The sequence below is a fragment of the Streptomyces sp. HB132 genome (assembly GCF_016909575.1).
In the GTDB taxonomy this organism is placed as follows: domain Bacteria; phylum Actinomycetota; class Actinomycetes; order Streptomycetales; family Streptomycetaceae; genus Streptomyces.
Genome location: NZ_JAFBGA010000004.1, coordinates 128,305 through 145,735, shown reverse-complemented (window position 1 = coordinate 145,735; position 17,431 = coordinate 128,305). Strand labels below are relative to the sequence as shown.

12 protein-coding genes are annotated in these 17,431 nt (G+C 69.1%); 7 read left to right on the top strand and 5 right to left on the bottom strand.

The genetic code is table 11. From position 1 onward, the window contains the following. Position 1 precedes the first annotated feature (1 nt). On the bottom strand, positions 2-2,326 hold the full coding sequence (locus JOC24_RS11570; protein WP_205020131.1) for an ATP-binding SpoIIE family protein phosphatase: 2,325 nt from the start codon (positions 2,324-2,326) through the stop codon (positions 2-4). Between the two features lie 277 nt (positions 2,327-2,603). Between JOC24_RS11570 and JOC24_RS11565 the strand changes: the two genes are divergently transcribed. After that, positions 2,604-3,164 (top strand): SMI1/KNR4 family protein, encoded by a 561-nt coding sequence (locus JOC24_RS11565; RefSeq protein ID WP_205020130.1) that lies wholly within the window; start codon positions 2,604-2,606, stop codon positions 3,162-3,164. An 81-nt stretch (positions 3,165-3,245) separates the two neighbouring features. Here the strand turns inward: JOC24_RS11565 and JOC24_RS11560 are convergent, their stop codons facing one another. Next, the gene (locus JOC24_RS11560; protein WP_205020129.1) at positions 3,246-4,811 is read right to left on the bottom strand and encodes an MFS transporter; all 1,566 of its coding nucleotides are present in this window, start codon (positions 4,809-4,811) and stop codon (positions 3,246-3,248) included. A 113-nt stretch (positions 4,812-4,924) separates the two neighbouring features. Between JOC24_RS11560 and JOC24_RS11555 the strand changes: the two genes are divergently transcribed. The 6 genes from JOC24_RS11555 (at position 4,925) to JOC24_RS11530 (ending at position 13,343) form a co-directional block, all read left to right on the top strand. After that, the gene (locus tag JOC24_RS11555) at positions 4,925-5,836 is read left to right on the top strand and encodes a TetR/AcrR family transcriptional regulator C-terminal domain-containing protein (protein WP_205020128.1); all 912 of its coding nucleotides are present in this window, start codon (positions 4,925-4,927) and stop codon (positions 5,834-5,836) included. A gap of 149 nt (positions 5,837-5,985) precedes the next feature. After that, positions 5,986-7,515, top strand: a complete 1,530-nt coding sequence (locus JOC24_RS11550; protein WP_205020127.1) for an ATP-binding protein — start codon at positions 5,986-5,988, stop codon at positions 7,513-7,515. A gap of 67 nt (positions 7,516-7,582) precedes the next feature. Then, positions 7,583-10,507, top strand: coding sequence for a Z1 domain-containing protein (locus JOC24_RS11545; RefSeq protein ID WP_205020126.1), 2,925 nt, complete (start codon positions 7,583-7,585; stop codon positions 10,505-10,507). A gap of 14 nt (positions 10,508-10,521) precedes the next feature. Then, a complete protein-coding gene (locus tag JOC24_RS11540) occupies positions 10,522-10,959 on the top strand; it encodes a very short patch repair endonuclease (protein WP_205020125.1) in 438 nt (145 codons plus the stop codon). A 3-nt stretch (positions 10,960-10,962) separates the two neighbouring features. Beyond that, positions 10,963-11,958 carry a DNA cytosine methyltransferase gene (locus tag JOC24_RS11535; protein ID WP_205020124.1) on the top strand — a complete coding sequence of 332 codons (996 nt, stop codon included), beginning with the start codon at positions 10,963-10,965 and terminating at the stop codon, positions 11,956-11,958. Between the two features lie 11 nt (positions 11,959-11,969). Further along, positions 11,970-13,343, top strand: a complete 1,374-nt coding sequence (locus JOC24_RS11530) for a DNA cytosine methyltransferase (protein WP_205020123.1) — start codon at positions 11,970-11,972, stop codon at positions 13,341-13,343. Here JOC24_RS11530 and JOC24_RS11525 read toward each other — a convergent pair. The 3 genes from JOC24_RS11525 to JOC24_RS11515 are packed head-to-tail and all read right to left on the bottom strand — an operon-like array spanning position 13,309 to position 17,333. Next, a complete protein-coding gene (locus JOC24_RS11525) occupies positions 13,309-14,196 on the bottom strand; it encodes a DUF6339 family protein (RefSeq protein WP_205020122.1) in 888 nt (295 codons plus the stop codon). The two genes, JOC24_RS11530 and JOC24_RS11525, sit on opposite strands and share 35 nt — an antisense overlap. Continuing rightward, a complete protein-coding gene (locus JOC24_RS11520; RefSeq protein WP_205020121.1) occupies positions 14,193-15,188 on the bottom strand; it encodes a hypothetical protein in 996 nt (331 codons plus the stop codon). The genes JOC24_RS11525 and JOC24_RS11520 overlap by 4 nt, the downstream gene beginning before the upstream one ends. A 3-nt stretch (positions 15,189-15,191) precedes the next feature. Next, positions 15,192-17,333, bottom strand: coding sequence for a helix-turn-helix domain-containing protein (locus JOC24_RS11515; RefSeq protein ID WP_205020120.1), 2,142 nt, complete (start codon positions 17,331-17,333; stop codon positions 15,192-15,194). Positions 17,334-17,431 lie beyond the last annotated feature (98 nt).

Genomic DNA, 17,431 nt, shown 5'->3' with positions numbered 1-17,431 from the left:
CTCAGGCCCTCTCCCCGCGGATCGCCTGCTCCGACCAGACGGTCTTGCCCTCTGCGGCGAACCGGGTGCCCCACAGCGAGGCCAGCTGCGAGATGATGAAGAGTCCCCGCCCGCCCTCGTCGACCACTCCCGCGTACTTCATGTACGGGGCCGTGGTGCTGCCGTCCCGGATCTCGCAGGTCAGCCCCCGGTCGAGGATGAGGCGCAGCTTCAGCGGCGGGCTGCCGTAGCGCACGGCGTTGGTCACCAGCTCGCTGACGATCAACTCGGTCGCGTCACCGGTGTCGCCCTCCAGGTGCCACTCCGCCAGCGTCTTGGACGTGAGGCGGCGGGCGGTGGCCGGGGCGGTCTTGTCGTAGGGCAGTTCCCAGGCGGCGTAGCGGTCCTCGGGCATGGCGTGCGTCCGGGCCAGCAGCAGGGCTGCGCCGCGTAGTTCGGGGCTGTCGGGCAGGGCGCGGGCGACCGCGTCGCACAGGTCACGCATCGGCCGGTCCGTCGGCATGAGCGCCTGGCGCAGGGCACCCGAGGTGGGCTGGGCGTGGCCCCGCAGCGCGTTGCTGTGGAGCACGATCAGGCTGCCCTCCGTGAGCGGGACGGAGACCGCTGCGACGGGGGCCCGGTCCGCGGTCCCCAACGGCGGTCCCACGGGCAGGCCGACCACGAAGGCGGCGCCGTCCGGTTCGACGACGAGGGGGGCGGGATGGCCCGCCGAGGCGATGGTGCAGGTCTCGGTGAACGGGTCGTACACCGCGTAGGCGCAGCTCGCGGCCAGTGGCTCCTTGTGCAGGGGGTCGCTGTGCGGCAGTTGGGCGCGTTCCGCGGCAAGTCGTGCCGCCGTGTCGTACAGGCGCGCGACGAGCTCGTCGGGCTCCAGGTCGAGGGCGGCCAGAGCGTGGACGACGGTACGCAGCTGCCCCATGGTGGTGGCCGCGTGGATGCCGCGCTCGGCCACCTCCCCGATGGCGAAGGCCGTGCGGGCACCGGACAGGGCGATCGTGTCGAACCAGTGGCCGGCGTCCCCGCCGGGCAGCATCAGGTGGTCCGCCTCGACGGCGGGCTGGGGCGCGGTGTGCTGCGGCAGCAGCCGCCGCTGGAGGGCGCTCGCGATGGTGAACTCGTGTACGTAGCGGCGGGCGTTGTCGATGCCGAGTGCGGCACGGGACGCCATCGCCGCGACCACGGGGATGTCCCCCTCGTCGAAGGGCTCGGAGTCGCCGCACCGGTAGAGGCTCACCAGCCCGAGGACGGCCCCGCGCACCGTCAGCGGGGCCACCAGCAGGGTGTGCGCGCCGACGTGCCGGATGGCCCCCACACGTGCCGCGTCGGCGTCCGCCCAGGCGGCGTCCGCCAGTGGGAGGACGCGGATACGCCGGTCGGAGAGGGCCCGCTGGTAGGGGGTCCCGGGGACCACCGCCCGTATGTCCCCGACCGGGTGGGCGGCCCGGTTGCTGCCGCCGTACGCGGCGCGCCGCAGCGGCACGTCCAGGTCGAGCGGTCCGGGCTCGGGGGTCTCACCGCGCAGGACCGCGTCGACGACCTCGATGACGCCGACGTCGGCGTAGCCGGGCACCAGCGCCTCCACGAGGTCACGGCAGGTCGCGTCGACGTCCAGCGTGCGGCCCACGTTGTCGCGGACCGCGGCGAGGGCCGCGTCCCGGCCCCGGCGCCTGATCTCCGCGCTCACGTCCACCATGGACACGGCGACCCCCAGCACCCTGCCGTCGTCGCTCTGTCGCACCCCGTGCCCCTCCTGGAGCCGGAACGCCGTCAGGGAGAGGGCGCGACGTCTGCCGGGCACGTCACCGGCGGCGGTGCGGAAGAGCCGTTCGACGCCGGGTACGCCGGTGCGCAGGACCTCCCGTATGAAGGTCTCCACCCGGTCCGGTTCGTCGAACGCGCACACCTCGCGGAACGGCCGTCCGCGCAGCCGCTCGGTCTCGGCCGGGTCGGGGTCGGTGTGGGGGTCCGTCGGGGGGTCGTTGATCCGCAGGACGCGCAGTTCGGGATCGAGCACGTGGACCCGTACGCGCGCCTGCGTGAACATCACGTTCAGCAACGCCGCCTCGACGACGTCGCCGTCCGTGCTCCGCCCGGCGACCGCCTCGGTCGACCAGACGGCCCAGCCCCCTCCCGCGAGGGGCTCGAGTCGCAGCCCGGGCGGCGTGCCCTCGCCCCGGCCCGCCCGCCGGTTGTCGTTCGCCAGTACGTCCATCAGCCGCAGGCCCAGCGCATCGGCGGTGGCGGGCCCGAAGCGCCGCTCGGCCGCCCGGCTCCACCCGGTAACCACTCCGGCGCCGTCCACGACCATCAGGGGCGCATCAGCCATGAGCCCAGCTCCTTCGCCCCCCTCGCGAGACCCGGGACCGAGCCTCCGCGCACGTGGACACGTACGCATACCAGCATCGGCCCACCGTCCGCCGCCCGCGACCGGAGCGGGCGGCGGACCGTGGACGGACCGCGCGCGCGGCGGCCGAGCGCGGACCGGTGTGCCGTGGACGCGGCTGCCGGCAGGGCCGGGGCACCGGAGGCCCGGCCGATGCCGAAGGACCGGTCCGCGGTCTCAGCCGCGGCTGGTTGTCGGAGGGGCGGCATAGCCTGCGCCGATGGACGACACAGCCGAGACCGCCGACCGCGCCTTTCCCGCAGCCCTGGCCGAGGTGGCGGAGGTGGACTTCTACTACGGCCACGACGTCACGGGCGAGGCCCGTGACGAAGGGGACTACCGCATCGACTTCGAGCCGTGCGGGGACTTCGAGTCCGCCGAGTGGACCGCCGAACTCTTCCGCAGCTGGACGGGGAACGACGAGGTCGACGGCGACGCGTACCTCGTCTTCGGCCAGGACGGCGCGGGGGGCCGGGCCATGATCTGGCGCGCCCGGCCCGGCGCACCCCTCGCCGACCAGCCGGTGGTGTTCCTGGGGTCGGAGGGCGAGTGCGGCGTGGTCGCGGGCAACCTCTCCGACTTCCTGTGGGTCCTGGCCGACGGTTACGGCCCGATGGAGGCCGCGCTGGCCGACGAGTTCGAGTCCCGGCCCGACCGGCGTCTGACCGGCATCGCCGAACGCCACGCGACGACCGCGCGCCGGACGACGGAGGAGATCGTCACCGGGACCCGGGCGGAGTTCCCCACGTTCGCCGAGGGCATCGAGGCGCTGGTCCGCTGAACCACCGGGCGGAGGCGCGGGGGCCGGCCGACCGGTGCCGGTGCCGACGGTTCGACGCCCCCGGCGCCGGGGGCCGCTGGATCAGCTGACCGGCGCCGGGGGCCGGTGGGGGTCCGGGGACGGGGGCGTGGAGGGCGTCCGCCCGGCCACGCCCCGCAGGAGGGCGACCGAGAAGACTCCGGCGCAGACCATGACGACGGCCGCGCCGATCGCGGCGATGCCCAGCCCATGGGTGAAGGCGTCCCGCGCGGCCGTCAGCAGGGCGTCCGCCGACGCGGACGGCAGTCCTTCCGCGACGGCGGACGCACCGCCCAGCGTCTCGCGCACCGCGTCGGCGTGCGGCGTTCCCGGGGGCAGGGCGTCCGCCATGTCCCGGCTGTAGACGGCGGCGCCGACGGAGCCCAGGATCGCCATGCCCAGGGCTCCGCCCAGTTCCTGCCCCGACTCCAGCACGGCGGCCGCCGATCCGGCGCGCTCCGGCGGGGCCGCGCCCAGCGCGAGTTCGTTGGCCAGGGTCATGGCGGCGACCAGGCCGCCCGCGTAGACGGCCCCGCCGACGAGGGCGACCCACAGGGGCGAGTCCGTACCCAGCTGCGCCAGCCAGAGGAAACCGCAGGCCGCGACGAGGAAACCGCCCGCCATGACGTACGCGCGGTCGATCCGCTGGGCGAGTGCGGCACCGGTCGGCGCCATGACGGCGACGCCCGCCGCCGGCACCAGGCTCCACAGTGCGGCGGTCAGGGGGCTCAGGCCGACAACGGACTGCAGGTACTGGGTGAAGAAGACGGCCATGCCCACCGTGGCGAACATGGCGAGCAGATCGGCGAGCACCGGGCCGCCGAAGGAACGCCGTCCGAGCAGGCCGAGGTCGATCATCGGGTGGGCGATGCGCTTCTGCCTGCGTACGAAGACGGCGCCGAGCACGAGCCCCACGAGAACGCAGAGCGCGGGCAGCGGCTCGTAGCCGTGCCTGGCCCATTCCTTGATGCCGTAGATGACCGCGAGCAGGGCACCGAGCGAGAGTGCGGCGCTGATCAGGTCGAAGCGGCCCCCGGCGGTGGTCGCGGTCTCCGGCACCAGGAAGGGCACCAGCACGAGCAGCAGCGCCATGGCGGGCAGGTTGATGAGGAAGACGGATCCCCACCAGAAGTGTTCGAGCAGCAGCCCGCTGACGACGGGCCCGAGCGAGATGCCCGCGGTCATGACGCCCGTCCAGAGGGTGACCGCCTTCCCGCGCTGCTTCGCGTCGTGGAAGAGGTTGCGGATCAGCGCGAGCGTGGAGGGCATCAGGGCGGCGCCACCGAGGCCGAGCAACGCGCGTACGGCGATGAGCACTTCGGCGGAGTGCGCGTACGCGGCGGCCACCGAGGCCGCTCCGAACACGGCAGCTCCCGCAAGGACCAGCGTGCGCCGCCCTATGCGGTCGCCGAGGGACCCCATGACGATGAGCAGGCCGGCGAGCACGAAGCCGTACATGTCCAGGATCCACAACTGCTGTGTGGCGCTGGGCTCCAGGTCCTGACTGATGTACGGGATGGCGAAGTAGAGGATGGACACGTCCATCGAGACGAGGAGCAGCGGCAGCATCAGGACGCCGAGGGCGGTCCATTCCTTGCGGCCCGCCAGGGGACCGGGTGTGTTCTCCATATGGGTACGGAAGCGGGCCGTCACGTACACCGCAAACAGCTGCCTAGTGCACCGGCGAGAACCCCGAGGTGGACGGGTTACGACGACACCAGGTGCACTAGTACGGTGACGCCATGACGACCGAACCGCCCTACCTCCGCATCGCCGGGGGGATCCGCCGCCGCATCGAGTCGGGTGAGCTCGGCCCGGGCGATCCGGTCCCCTCCACCCGCCGGATCACCCAGGAGTGGGGCGTCGCGATGGCCACCGCGACGAAGGCCCTCGGGGCGCTGACCCAGGAGGGGCTGGTGCGGGCGGTCCCCGGCATCGGCACGGTGGTCGCGGAGAGCCGCCGGGAACGCGCCACGACGCCCGCCCGTCAGCTGAGCCGCGAGCGGGTCATCCGCACGGCGATCGAGCTCGTGGACGCGGAGGGCCTCGCCGCGCTCTCGATGCGGCGCATCGCGACGGAGTTCGGCACGTCCACCATGGCGCTCTACCGCCACGTCCCGAGCAAGGGCGAGCTCGTCCGGCTGATGGCGGAGGCGGTCTTCGGCAGCGGCCCGACAGGCCCCCCGCCGGCAGGCTGGCGCCCCCACCTGGAACGGGAGGCGCGCTGGCTGTGGAAGCAGTACGCCCGTCACCCCTGGCTGGCCCGCGCCATGGCCGGCCTCACCCGCCCGATGGCCTCCCCGAACGCGATGCAGTACACGGAACGGGCCCTGGCCGCCCTGACGGGCCTCGGCCTCACCCCGGAACAGATGCTGCACATCCACCTCACGATCCTCGGCTACGCCCAGGGCATCGCGATGGCCGTCGAGCTGGAGTCACAAGCGCGGCAGGACAGCGGCATGACGGCGGAGGAGTGGATGACGTCGATGGAACCCCGCATGGACGCGATCCAGGCGACCGCGGCCTACCCGGTCCTCTCCACGTTCTTCGGCACCGACGACTTCGAGCTGGAGCTGGGCACCCTCTTCGAGTTCGGGCTGGCGCGGGTGCTGGACGGGGTGGAGGGGCTGGTCGAGAGAGCCGGCCCGACGTGAGACCTCGAAGTACCCGTCCCTTATCAGCCGGTGGCTGAATTCACCGGGGATTCCCCTATGTCGCACCTTTGCAATACGATCACATTCAACAACTATTCACGGGCCGCCCACCCCCACACAGGCCCCGTTCCGTCTGTGCGAGGAAGCCCATGCCGCCCTACCAGCCGTCCTCGGACTGGCAGTACGAGATCCCGACGGCCGGCAGCAAGCGGCTGCCGCCCGCAGCCCGTTACGTCGAGTCGCTGGCACACCAGGGTTACGGCTTCGAGGCTGCGATCGCGGACCTCGTCGACAACTCCATCGACGCGGGTGCGCGCAACGTCGTCATCAGCTTCCTGCGGGACGAGGACCGCCTGGTCAGCCTCCTGGTCGTCGACGACGGGCGGGGTATGAACGACGAAGCACTCGACACCGCGATGACGGTGGGCGGCCAACAGGAGTACGGGGACGACGCGCTCGGCCACTTCGGAGCGGGCCTCAAGGCCGCGTCGCTCTCACATGCCGACTCGCTCACGTTGATCAGCCGCACCAAGCGCAGCCCGTCCGCAGGCCGCCGGTGGCTGACGGCTCGCGCCCAGGCCGATTTCACCTGCGACATCGTGGACCCCGGCTACTGCCAGGATCTCGTGGACCGGTACGACGGCCTGATCCAGTGGCACGGCACCATCGTCCGCTGGGACAAAGTCCGGGCGTTCGACACGATCACCGCCGGGCAGGCCGACCGCTATCTGAACGACGCGATCGAGAAACTGGAGACCCACCTCGGGCTCCACCTGCACCGCTTCCTGGCCGACGACGCCTTCAACGTCGACATCGTGGTCGAGGACGTGACGACCAAGGACGAACTGGACCACCGGGGCGTCGAGCCGATCGACCCGTTCGGCTACCGGCTTCCCGGCCGGGCGGGATATCCACGCACGTACACCGCTCCCGTCGAGGGTGTCGGCGACGTGGCGCTGACCGCGCACGTCTGGCAGCCGAAGTCCCCCCTTGTCAGCTTCCGCGGCATCGGACCGCTCGCCGAGCGCCAGGGCTTCTACATCTACCGCAACAACAGGCTCGTGCAGGCGGGCGGCTGGAACAGCACCCGCAGCGCCGAGGGGCACCTCGCGCTGGCCCGTGTCGCCATCGACCTCCCGGCCGAGGCGAACGACGTCTTCAGCCTCACGGTCAAGAAGGACGGCGTGACGGTCACCCCGGCCTTCGCCCGAGGGCTGGAACAGGCAACGGACGCGGCGGGCCACACCTTCACCGAGTACGTCCAGGAGGCGCAGACGACGTACCGGGAGGCCGCCAAGCGGGTCACCGAAGTGACGCGCGACGCGGTCATCCCTGCCGGCAAGGGGCTCGATCCGAAGCTGCGACGGGCTCTCCGGGACGAGCTGCCGGAGCTGAAGGGCGAGGACCCGATCACGTTCCGCTGGGTCTCCCTGGCATCGGACCTGTTCTTCGAACTCGACCGCGACGAGCGTGAGATCAGGCTGAACAAGATGTACCGGGCGGCCTTCAACGGTGGACGCAGGGGCGGTCTCAACGATGCTCCGGTCGTGAAGAGCATGCTCTATCTGATGGTGGAGGAGATCTTCCAGAAGTCTCGGGTACGGGCCACACGCGCCGACAAGATCGCCCTGTGGAACAGCGTTCTGGTGACGGCGGCGCGCTGTGAACTGACCCGCTGAACCCCGTCCTGCTCCACTTCTGCCATGCCTGTCACACCTGTCACGCCTCCGAGGAAGCCGTCTCGCCATGACCGACCATCTGTTCAACCTGCACGGTGACGTCCTCGCGGCCATGCGCCGGGGCCCGAAAGCATTCGCGAAGCTGGCCTTCGTGCTGTCGGAGGCGGAGGAACCGGCCGACATCGACCTCGGCCATTTCCGGGACCGGATCGTCGCGGCCGGCCCGGGGGACGAACTCATCGCACTCTGGCACCGCACGCTGACCACCTGGGACCTGGCGGAGCAGTCGGACTGGTCCGGCGCACCGCCTCGGACGGACGCCCGGCGCACCGAGACCTACGACCGCCTCGGCTTCGGTGCGGACCTGAGGAAGGCCCTGGACGAGGCCGTGCCGGTGTTCAAGGAGCCCGGGGCCACCGTCATCAGCAAGGAGTTCACGTCCTGGTACTCCAGGGACGCGGCGGCAGCACGCGCCTTCTACTGGAACTCCTACGAGCAGACCCTGCGCCGCAAGGGCTGGTCGGACGCGGCCGTGTCGAGCCTGGACGAAGCCAGCCACGCCGTGGTCGAGCGCCTCTCCGATCCGACCCGCACCGAGGCGTACGGGTCCCGGGGCCTGGTCGTCGGATACGTGCAGTCAGGCAAGACGGCCAACTTCACGGGTGTGACGGCGAAGGCCATCGACGCGGGATACCGCCTGGTCATCATTCTCGGCGGCACCTTGAACCTTCTGCGGGGCCAGACCCAGCGTCGCCTGGACATGGAGCTGATCGGCCGCGAGAACATCCTGCGCGGCACCGACCCGGCGGACACGGACGCACTCATCGGCGTCGACTACCAGGACGACGAGGAATGGCCGGCGAAGTTCGTCAGCCACGGCGGTCGCCCGTCGACGCTGGGCTCGTTCGACATCGAGCGCCTCACGACGCGGGACAACGACTACAAGAGCCTGGAGACCGGCATCCGGGCCCTCGAATTCGACAAGCAGGACCGCACCCAGCCTCTGTACTCCCCGGACAACCTGCATCACGCGGCCGCACGCGTGATGGTGGTGAAGAAGAACTCCTCGGTCCTGGCCAAGCTCATCAAGGACCTGAAGAAGATCGGCCCGATCCTCTCCGAGGTCCCGACGCTGATCATCGACGACGAGTCCGACCAGGCGTCGGTGAACACGACGGACCCCAAGAAGTGGGAGGACGGCAAGGTCGCCCGCAAGGCCATCAACGGCCAGATCACGCAGCTCCTCGGCCTGCTTCCACGCGCCCAGTACGTCGGCTACACGGCGACGCCCTTCGCCAACGTCTTCGTCGACCCCGGCGACGAGGAGGACATCTTTCCCCGCGACTTCCTGATCTCGCTGCCCCGGCCGACCGGTTACATGGGGGTCCAGGACTTCCACGATCTGGAGTCCGACGGGACGGCCGAGGAGACGCACGTACGCGGCATCTACGACGACACCGGAGACCGCCTCCAGGAAGCGCTGGACGCCTTCGTCCTCACGGGAGCGCTGAAGCTGTACCGCGCGGACCGTGACGTGCCCGAAGGCCCGTTCCGCCACCACACCATGCTGGTCCACGAATCCGTGCAACAACGGGAGCACGCGGACCTGGCTCTGCGGATCAATTCGATGTGGCACCGGTCGGCATACACGGGTCAGGAGGGCCACACACGCCTCGCCGCCCTCCTGGCATCCGATTTCCAGCGCTTCGCGGATGACGGCCTGCCGACCCCCACGTCGTACGACGACCTGAAGCCGTACGTCTCCCGGGCACGCCAGCTGATCAACTCGGGCGGCGAACCCGTGATCATCGTCAACGGGGCCACCGAACGCGACTACGAACAGGCCGAGCTCGACTTCGACCGGACCCCACACGTGTGGAAGATCCTGGTGGGCGGCACGAAACTTTCCCGCGGCTTCACCATCGAGGGCCTCACGGTCACGTACTACCGCCGCACGACCCAGCAGGCCGACACCCTCATGCAGATGGGCCGTTGGTTCGGCTTCCGCCCTGGCTACCGCGACCTGGTGCGCCTCTACATCGGCCGCGAAGTGCCGATGGGCAAGAAGAAGACCGTCGACCTCTACGAAGCCTTCGAGGCGATCTGCCGCGACGAGGAGACCTTCCGCACCCAGCTCACCCGCTACGCGACCCTGGTGGACGGAAAGCCGCAGGTCACCCCGGCGCAGATTCCGCCGCTGGTGTCGCAGCACCTGTCCTGGCTCAAGCCGGCTGCCCGGAACAAGATGTTCAACGCGGAGCTGGTTGAGATCCGGTCGCCGGGGCAGTGGGTGGAGCCGACGGCATACCCGACAGGTGCGGCGGACCTACGGCACAACACGGAAGTCTGGCGACCCGTCCTCGAAGCGCTGGATCCCGCCACCGTCACGCTGAGGTGCTCCTCCGTCGAGCACGGCCGGAACGACAGCTACGAAGCCGTGCTCGGGACGCTCGACCACGGCGCACTGCTCGGTGTCCTGTGCGATCTGAAGTGGTCGGTGCCCACCCAGTTCTCGCCCCACCTTGAATCGCTCGTCTCGGCGGCCGACGCCGGCAACGCCATGGACGACTGGCTGGTGATCGTTCCACAACAGACATCGGTACGGAGGGTCTCGGCAAGCATTCTCGGCTCGCGTCCGCTATCGCTGGCGAGCCGCACCCGGCGCCGTGGTGACCTCTTCGGTGCGATCAGCGAGCCCAAGCACCGCGGGGTCGCCCTCCGGGTGGCCGGCGCCCTGAAGGATTCCCAAGACCCTCTGGTCGAATCGCTCGCACGGGACCGACGGGGCGTACTGGTCCTCTATCCGCTGGTCGAGAGCGAACCTCGGCTCTCATCCGGAGGTGCAATAGATCCTGCAACGGTGGTCATGGCCTTCTGCCTGGTCGCCCCGGCCTCAACGGACGCCGGGCGCCGGAGACTGGTGCGCTTCCGCGCCCTCGACTCGAGCAGGGGCAATTCCGCCGTCATCGATCGCGAAGAGGCCGGAGCGTAGGAAACTTGGCAGTGATGAGCACCGCCAAACCGTCCTCCCCCGACGTATCGGCCCGCATGAGCCGCCAAGCACGCCGCGACACCGCCCCCGAGGTGGCGGTGCGGAAGCTGCTGCACGGCGCGGGCTACCGCTACCGGATCAACGAGCGAGTGCCGGGGATGTCCCGGCGCACCATCGACATCGCTTTCACCCGGGCCAAGGTGGCAGTGATGATCGACGGATGCTTCTGGCACGGCTGCCCCGAGCACGCCACGCAACCGAAGGCGAACTCGGAGTGGTGGCGCGAGAAGTTGGACCGAAACATGGCCCGGGACGTGGAAACGACGGAACACCTGACGGCAGCCGGGTGGACGGTGCTGCGGTTCTGGGAGCACGAAGCCCCCGAGGAGGTGGCCGTGCTGGTGCGTACAGCTGTGCAGCGGCGTCTGACAGACCTGACTACGGGGGCGTGAAGCGTGGGAGCGTTGAGTTTCGTCGATGTGTGTTCGGGTGCGGGCGGCATGGCCTTGGGGCTGGAGCAAGCGGGATTCGAACCGCGTCTCCTGCTGGACGAGGACGAGGTCGCCGTCCAGACTCTGAAGAGCAACCGGCCCCGGTGGAACATCCTGCAGACCGACCTGCTGAACTTCGATCCAGCTGAGCACCCCGAGAGCTACGACGTGGACCTTCTCGCTGCCGGCCTGCCACGCGTGAAGTCGAGCGCGACTGCCCGACGCGTGGATTCGGGTCTCGAGGAACAGCTGTTGAAGGCAACGGTCTACCTGGTCCACGCGATCAAACCCCGGGCGGTGCTTATCGAAAACGTCCCCGAGCTCACTCACGCGGACAGCCACGGGGCGTTCCGCGAATTTGCCCGTACCGAACTGGATCATCTGGGTTACACGTTCAGCAAGTTCGTCATGAATGCCGTCGATTTCGGCGTCCCGCAGAACCGGAGACACGGCATCCTGGTAGCTGTCCGACAGCGGTGGGCCGAGGCGTTCCGGCCGCCGGTATCGCCCTCGGGTGGCCCCGTGACGGTCGGGACCGCATTGGGGTCGTCCATGGCGGCACGTGGCTGGGCAGACGCCGTACGCTGGGCCGCTCAAGCCGATCAGCCCGCTCCGACGCTGGTCGGCGGGTCGAAGAACCGGGGCGGAGCCGACCTGGGGCCGAGGGGAGCCAAGAGGAAGTGGGCCACCATGGGGGTGAACGCACACACGGTGGGGGACAAGGTCCCCGGTCCGGAATTCGTCTGGGATCCGGAGCTCGGCAGGGACAATATGGTGAAGCTCACGGTTGAGCAGGCGGCACTGCTGCAGGGCTTCCCCTCGACGTGGCAGATCTGCGGGCGGAAGACCGCTCGATACCGCCAGGTGGGACACGCGACCCCACCCCCTGTCGGGAAGGCGCTCGGGCGAGCCGTCAGCGAAGCGCTGATCAGTGATTCGCCGGTCTCCGCTGCCGGCTAGACTTCAGCCCTATGACCAGCACGATGCCCCAGCAATCCATCCTCGACAGGCCCTTTGTGCTGGATCTTTTCGCAGGCCCTGGAGGACTGGACGTCGCGGCGCACAAGCTCGACGTCCCGAGTCTCGGGATCGAGTGGGAGAAGAGCGCCTGCCTGACTCGATACGCAGCGGGACTGGACACCATCCACGCCGATGTGAGCGCGGTTCGTCGTGACACCTTCGATGCGCTGCCGCCGGAGATCAATGTCCTGGCCGGTGGCCCTCCGTGCCAGACCTACTCGGTGGCCGGACACGGTGCCGGCCGTGAAGCTCTGGAACAAGTCAAGAAGTACATTCACCGGCTGATCGCGGGCGAGCCCGACGAGGCGATCGACGCGGACCTGAAGAAGCTCACCGACCCACGCACCGCCTTGGTTCTCGAACCTCTTAGATACGCCATCCAGGCAACCCGGAGCCGGACCCGCGCCCACCGCCCTTACGACGTCATCGTTCTCGAACAGGTACCCACGGTCGCCGCGGTCTGGGAGCGATACGCCGAGGTGCTGACGGACGACGGCCTCCCTGATGGCACCAAGTACGAAGTCGTCTTCGACGTTCTCGCAACCGAAAGGTACGGAGTGCCGCAGACGCGGTCGCGCGCCGTGCTGATCGCTCGGCGTGTAGGACTCGGAGAGCCTTCCCTGCCTCTGCCGACCCACCGTGCCTACGAGCCGAAGAAATGGACTCGTAGGAGCGCTACGGCGGACAGCCAGGTCCATCAGCCCACTCTGGACGACGCCGGCGCACCGGCGGCTGACGGACAGGAAGGGGTCGAGAAGCAATCGTGGAGGTCCATGGGTGAGGCGCTCCGCGACCCGGTGGGCACACATCCCGGCCGACCCACTCCGTTCCTCGTCCGCTCGAACTACGGCAGCTCCGGCATCCCGGGACGCCGCGGAGTGCGGACCGACCAGCAGCCCGCCGCCACCGTGACCGGGCGCATCTCCCGCTTCGTGGTATTCGAGCACCTCGACGAGAACATCGTCCAGGAGGGTGCTCGATTCAGCATGACCGAGGCGGGGATGCTGCAGAGCTTCCCACCGGACTACCCATGGTCCGGTACGGCTCAGGCTCAGCAGGTCGGTAACGCTGTGCCGCCCGCGTTCGGCATGCACCTGCTGAGCGCGGCACTTGGGCTCCCGGCCCCCGACACAGAGGCCCTACGCAAACCTTGGCAGGCCGCCACGGAAACCCAGCAAGCCAAGTTGCGAATTCACGGCTGCGGGGCAGCGGACGCGTGCACCGGGAGATGTCCGAGTCCCAAGGACCAGGTGCCGCCGCCCTCCTCGCGCCCACGCAAGAAGGCATCAGTCAAGCCGGCCGCTCCACGCCCGACCGGCCCCTGACCGGTGCGGACTCGAACAATTCGGTGAAGTAGTCGGTGAGTGCGGCCACGGATGCCTCGGGGGCAGGATCCTCATCGGGCCCTTTTGGGAGCGCATGTCGTTCCACGGGCGGTGCGGATCCGGCCTCCGCGATCCAGTCACGCAAACGGGCAGGGTCTCTGGGCTCGTCCGGCGCAAGGACGTCGTAGATCAAGGTCGCCCCGGCCGCGCTGATCGCGACACTGAGACCGTTGATCCCTCGTCCCGTGGCGACGTGTTCGTTCCGCAGGAGACGAACCAAGGCCTGGGCGGTGGGCCGGTGGTCGATCAGCTCCATCCGGAGAACGGTGTGAATGAGGTCCTGGTTCCCGCATGCCGCCTCGACCGGTTCGTAGTCCGACCCGTTCCGAAAGAGTTCAGCTGCCCACCACAGCCGTGAGAAGCACTGTCGATCGGCGACGCCCCGGAAGCGCTCTGGAGCAATGCGCCCTTCCGGCCTCTTGAGCGTCGGCTCGGAGAGGTGGCGCCAGGCAACGTAGTCAGGAGCCACAGCGAGGGCGAGGTGGTTCCACAGCCGCTTGTCCGCAGCCTCTCGCCGTGTCAGGCGCAGCGTGGCGTGGAGCCGTGGAGCGAGCCAGGCGTCCGCTCGGGTGCGCTCCTCTCGGAACTCGAACATGGCGTCCTCCACCAGGCCCCGGAGCGGCTCGACCGACCACCTGGCGTCGTCCTCCGGGAGAGGCTCGACGACCTTGGCGAGATCGATACCACCGTGCACCTGCTCACCCCTCAGCAGTTCCTCCGTGAGGAACGGACCGACGGCTGACGTAGGAAGGTACGCCAGGCGCTCGGGTACGTGGTTCGGCCTGGTGATCACGTGTCGCTCCCGCGGTTCGTCTGTTCCAGACTGCGAATGGCGTAGGCGAGCGCCTTGGCCGCGTCGGCCCGGCGGACGGCCGCATAGTGGATGCGGGTCTGCAGCTCCACCCAGCCCGAGTCACCGGTGCGACAACGATGCACCTGTCTCAGGGCCTCCTCCACGTGCGCTCCGGGAACCACGTCGGGGAGCATCTCTCTCAACACCTCGCCCTGCCAGTCGGTCGGAAAGACCGGTCCGCCGCCGGGCTCGACCTCCAGATCGCCGATGGCGCCGTGGAACACCGCCGTCCAGGCGTCGGTGGCCATCTGCGCCACCAGGAGGTCCCGTACCTTGCCGTCCACGCCGGAGCCACTGCTCTCCAACAGGCCCATGACCCCCTCTACATCGGTGTTCACGAAGACGGTGGGCACCCTGGCCGAGACATCGACGATCCAGGGTACGTCGGTGTATGCGTGCAGCCATTCCCGAGAACTTCTCCTGAACGAGGCTTTCTGCACGTCCAGTTGAAGCCCACGTGTCGGCTCCTGCGAGACCGTGTCGATGACCCAGTTCCGCTCGGTCTCCGTGACGGCCCGACCGTGCACTCCGTCCACCGTGGCGACGGCGTGCGCGGCGAGGGAGGCACGCCCCACGTGCTCGTCGCGGAGGACCTCCAGTGATCCGGACCAGTCCCGGCCGTCCCCCGTGTCCCGTCGCAGTTCCACCGACGTGCGAATGTTGGTCTCACCGTCGGTCAATACGGCGAGGACCCGCAGATCGGACCAGGGCGCGTCGGGCGCGTTCGCACCGGGCGGCAGAGTAGCCGACAGGCCGATCATGGCACTCACCCAGGCGTCGTGGCCTGCGACACCGAGCGCCACGGCCTGTTGCTGGGTCGAGTACGCGGTGGTCTCCAACGGGTCACGGGTGCCGTCGGCAAGCCTGAGTGAGACGGAAGTCACCCTGAGCGCCACCGGTCGGTTGAGTCGCTCGTACGGATAGATCTTCACGCGTCATTCCCCCTTGCCGGATCGGAGTTCGACCACGAGACGGGTAAGCGTCGCCCTGACCGGGTGGCTGGTGACGTCGGTGGATCCTCGGAACTTCGCGCGACGTACACCCGGCTCGAAACGCAGGACTCCGTCCTCCACCTCGCAGCCCTCGACGGCCACAAGATCGGCCCAGTCCAGCTTCGGGCGACCGCCGGAACGCACGTCCAGCTGGACGATCGGCACCATGGGGGTCACCTCGTCGCCGCGTGGAATTTTGACTTCTGCGGTGATCAGCCATTCCCCGTCGCCACCGATCGTCGCGTCCAGCCCGTCCAGTACCGGAACCACCGGACCGGAGGGCACCTTCGGCTTGGGCCTGGTCTTCACGGTCAGCGCCTTGCGCAAGGCCTCGCCGCCTTCACCGGCGCTGCGCTTCGGTCGTGCGACCAGTTCCTTGACGGCGCTGTTCACCTCGGTGGTCAGCATGTTGATCCGACGGTAGGCGGACGGCGACCAGCGCAGGGTGAGCTCCTCCGTCTGCCCCCATCGATCATGCTCGGGCGGCTCCGCCGCACGCAGGAACTCTTCCGCTTCCTTCGCAAAGGGGGCTGCTTCCCCAGCCGCCTCACCCACCAGGAGAACAGCCTGGAAGGGATTGGTCCCGAGTGGCAGATTCGGCACACCGGCCTCTTTGACCGTCATTCGATTGCCGCGCAACGAATGGACCTGATTCTTGTCCCCGTCCTTGTCCACACCATCGGTGACCAGCAGGACCGCTTGGTGGACACCGAACGTGCCGCGTGCTCCTCCGGACAGCGGCAGTTTCAGCGGAACACTTCGCGCCGCGACATGTCCGGCCTCGGTGAGCCGATCCACCGTGGTGCCTTCGTAATGCGCACGCAGGGCACGCGTCCGCGAGGGTTGCCTGTCGGAAGGATCCACCTGCTCCTCCTCCACGACCACGTCGCCGTTTCGCAGTGAACGGACGGAGACCTCCAACAGGGGGAGCTTGTTACCGGCGCCGGTCATCGCGGCCCAGAAGTCACGCCCCAGAGCCTCGACCAGACGGCGGTGCATCCTACGGATGTCGCGCGTGTCCTCGTCGCGGGCGTCCGCTGACGCCTCGTCGTCCACGTCGGACGATCTGTCGTCGAGGCTCGCCACGTCATGCGCCCCGACGATCAGGAAGGATGTACCCGGCTCGTCGATGTCCCGGGTCAGGTGCAGGCGGGCCACGGTCTCTTCGTCCGCCCACCAGGAACGTGCGACCTTGGCACCCGGAGAATCAGGGTCCGGTCGTCCGAACCAGGCGGGGCCGGCGTACGAAAGACCGTCGACCTCACGCCAGGGCAGTTCAAGACGACCGATGACTCGACGCTCCGTACGCCCCTCGTGAGGCACGGACAAGGTGGAGTTGATGAGCACGAGCCCCAGTGCGCTCGTGGCCCACAACGTCGCCTTTCCGAGGCCGTACGAACCCCCCGCCCCGTAACCGGACTTGAGACTCTCCAGTTGCCGCCTGACCACAGCGGCGAACTTGCCGTCCGCGTAGTCGTCGCCGATGAGTCCGGAAGCGTTGTAGTCATCCACGCGCAGCAGGACCAGCCGGCCCTTCTCATACATGTCGCGTACCCCGGCGTCCACGACCCTGCCGACCTTCTGTCCGCCTGCCCCCTCCGAGACTGCGGAGTAATGGGGGAAGAGGTCGTTCCAGAGGATCGCCTCGCGGAAGGCCTCGAGCGACTGACCGGTCAGTTCGTGCAACGTATAGCGGACTTTGACAGGTCGGCCGTTCGCCGCGAGACGCTCGTCCAGGCTGTTCTGACACGTCTCTCGAGCAAGCACCTGCACATCGGCGTCGAACGCGAAGGCTGCCGCATTACCCAGGTCACGGCCACCGTCGGGATAGCCCGGGCGGTGGTACCAGGTGGTCGGCAAGCCGATCCGGGTGTCGGTGGTGCGTGTGTGTACCGTCCCAACGTCAGTGCCGAGGGCTTTGGCGATATCCGACATGACGGTGGGACGGGGAGTCGACCTGCCGGTGATCCACGCGGAGACAGCGGCCCGAGTCAAGTCGAGTTCCTCGGCCAGTTCGGCCTGGGTCTTCCCTGCGAGCTTGAGCTGCCGAGCCAACCAGGGCCCGAACTCCTCACCTGTCTCCACGCGCCACCTGCCCTTCCCGTGCGAACCACAGCGGATCGCCACGGCAGACCCGGAGGTTAATTTGACGCGGCCTCAACTGTCAACCAACAGTTGATCGA

Excerpts from the sequence above, each read along its gene's own strand:
- JOC24_RS11570 (WP_205020131.1), bottom strand. The coding sequence starts at position 2,326 with ATGGCTGATGCGCCCCTGATGGTCGTGGACGGCGCCGGAGTGGTTACC.
- JOC24_RS11565 (WP_205020130.1), top strand. The coding sequence starts at position 2,604 with ATGGACGACACAGCCGAGACCGCCGACCGCGCCTTTCCCGCAGCCCTG.
- JOC24_RS11560 (WP_205020129.1), bottom strand. The coding sequence starts at position 4,811 with ATGGAGAACACACCCGGTCCCCTGGCGGGCCGCAAGGAATGGACCGCC.
- JOC24_RS11555 (WP_205020128.1), top strand. The coding sequence starts at position 4,925 with ATGACGACCGAACCGCCCTACCTCCGCATCGCCGGGGGGATCCGCCGC.
- JOC24_RS11550 (WP_205020127.1), top strand. The coding sequence starts at position 5,986 with ATGCCGCCCTACCAGCCGTCCTCGGACTGGCAGTACGAGATCCCGACG.
- JOC24_RS11545 (WP_205020126.1), top strand. The coding sequence starts at position 7,583 with ATGACCGACCATCTGTTCAACCTGCACGGTGACGTCCTCGCGGCCATG.
- JOC24_RS11540 (WP_205020125.1), top strand. The coding sequence starts at position 10,522 with ATGAGCACCGCCAAACCGTCCTCCCCCGACGTATCGGCCCGCATGAGC.
- JOC24_RS11530 (WP_205020123.1), top strand. The coding sequence starts at position 11,970 with ATGACCAGCACGATGCCCCAGCAATCCATCCTCGACAGGCCCTTTGTG.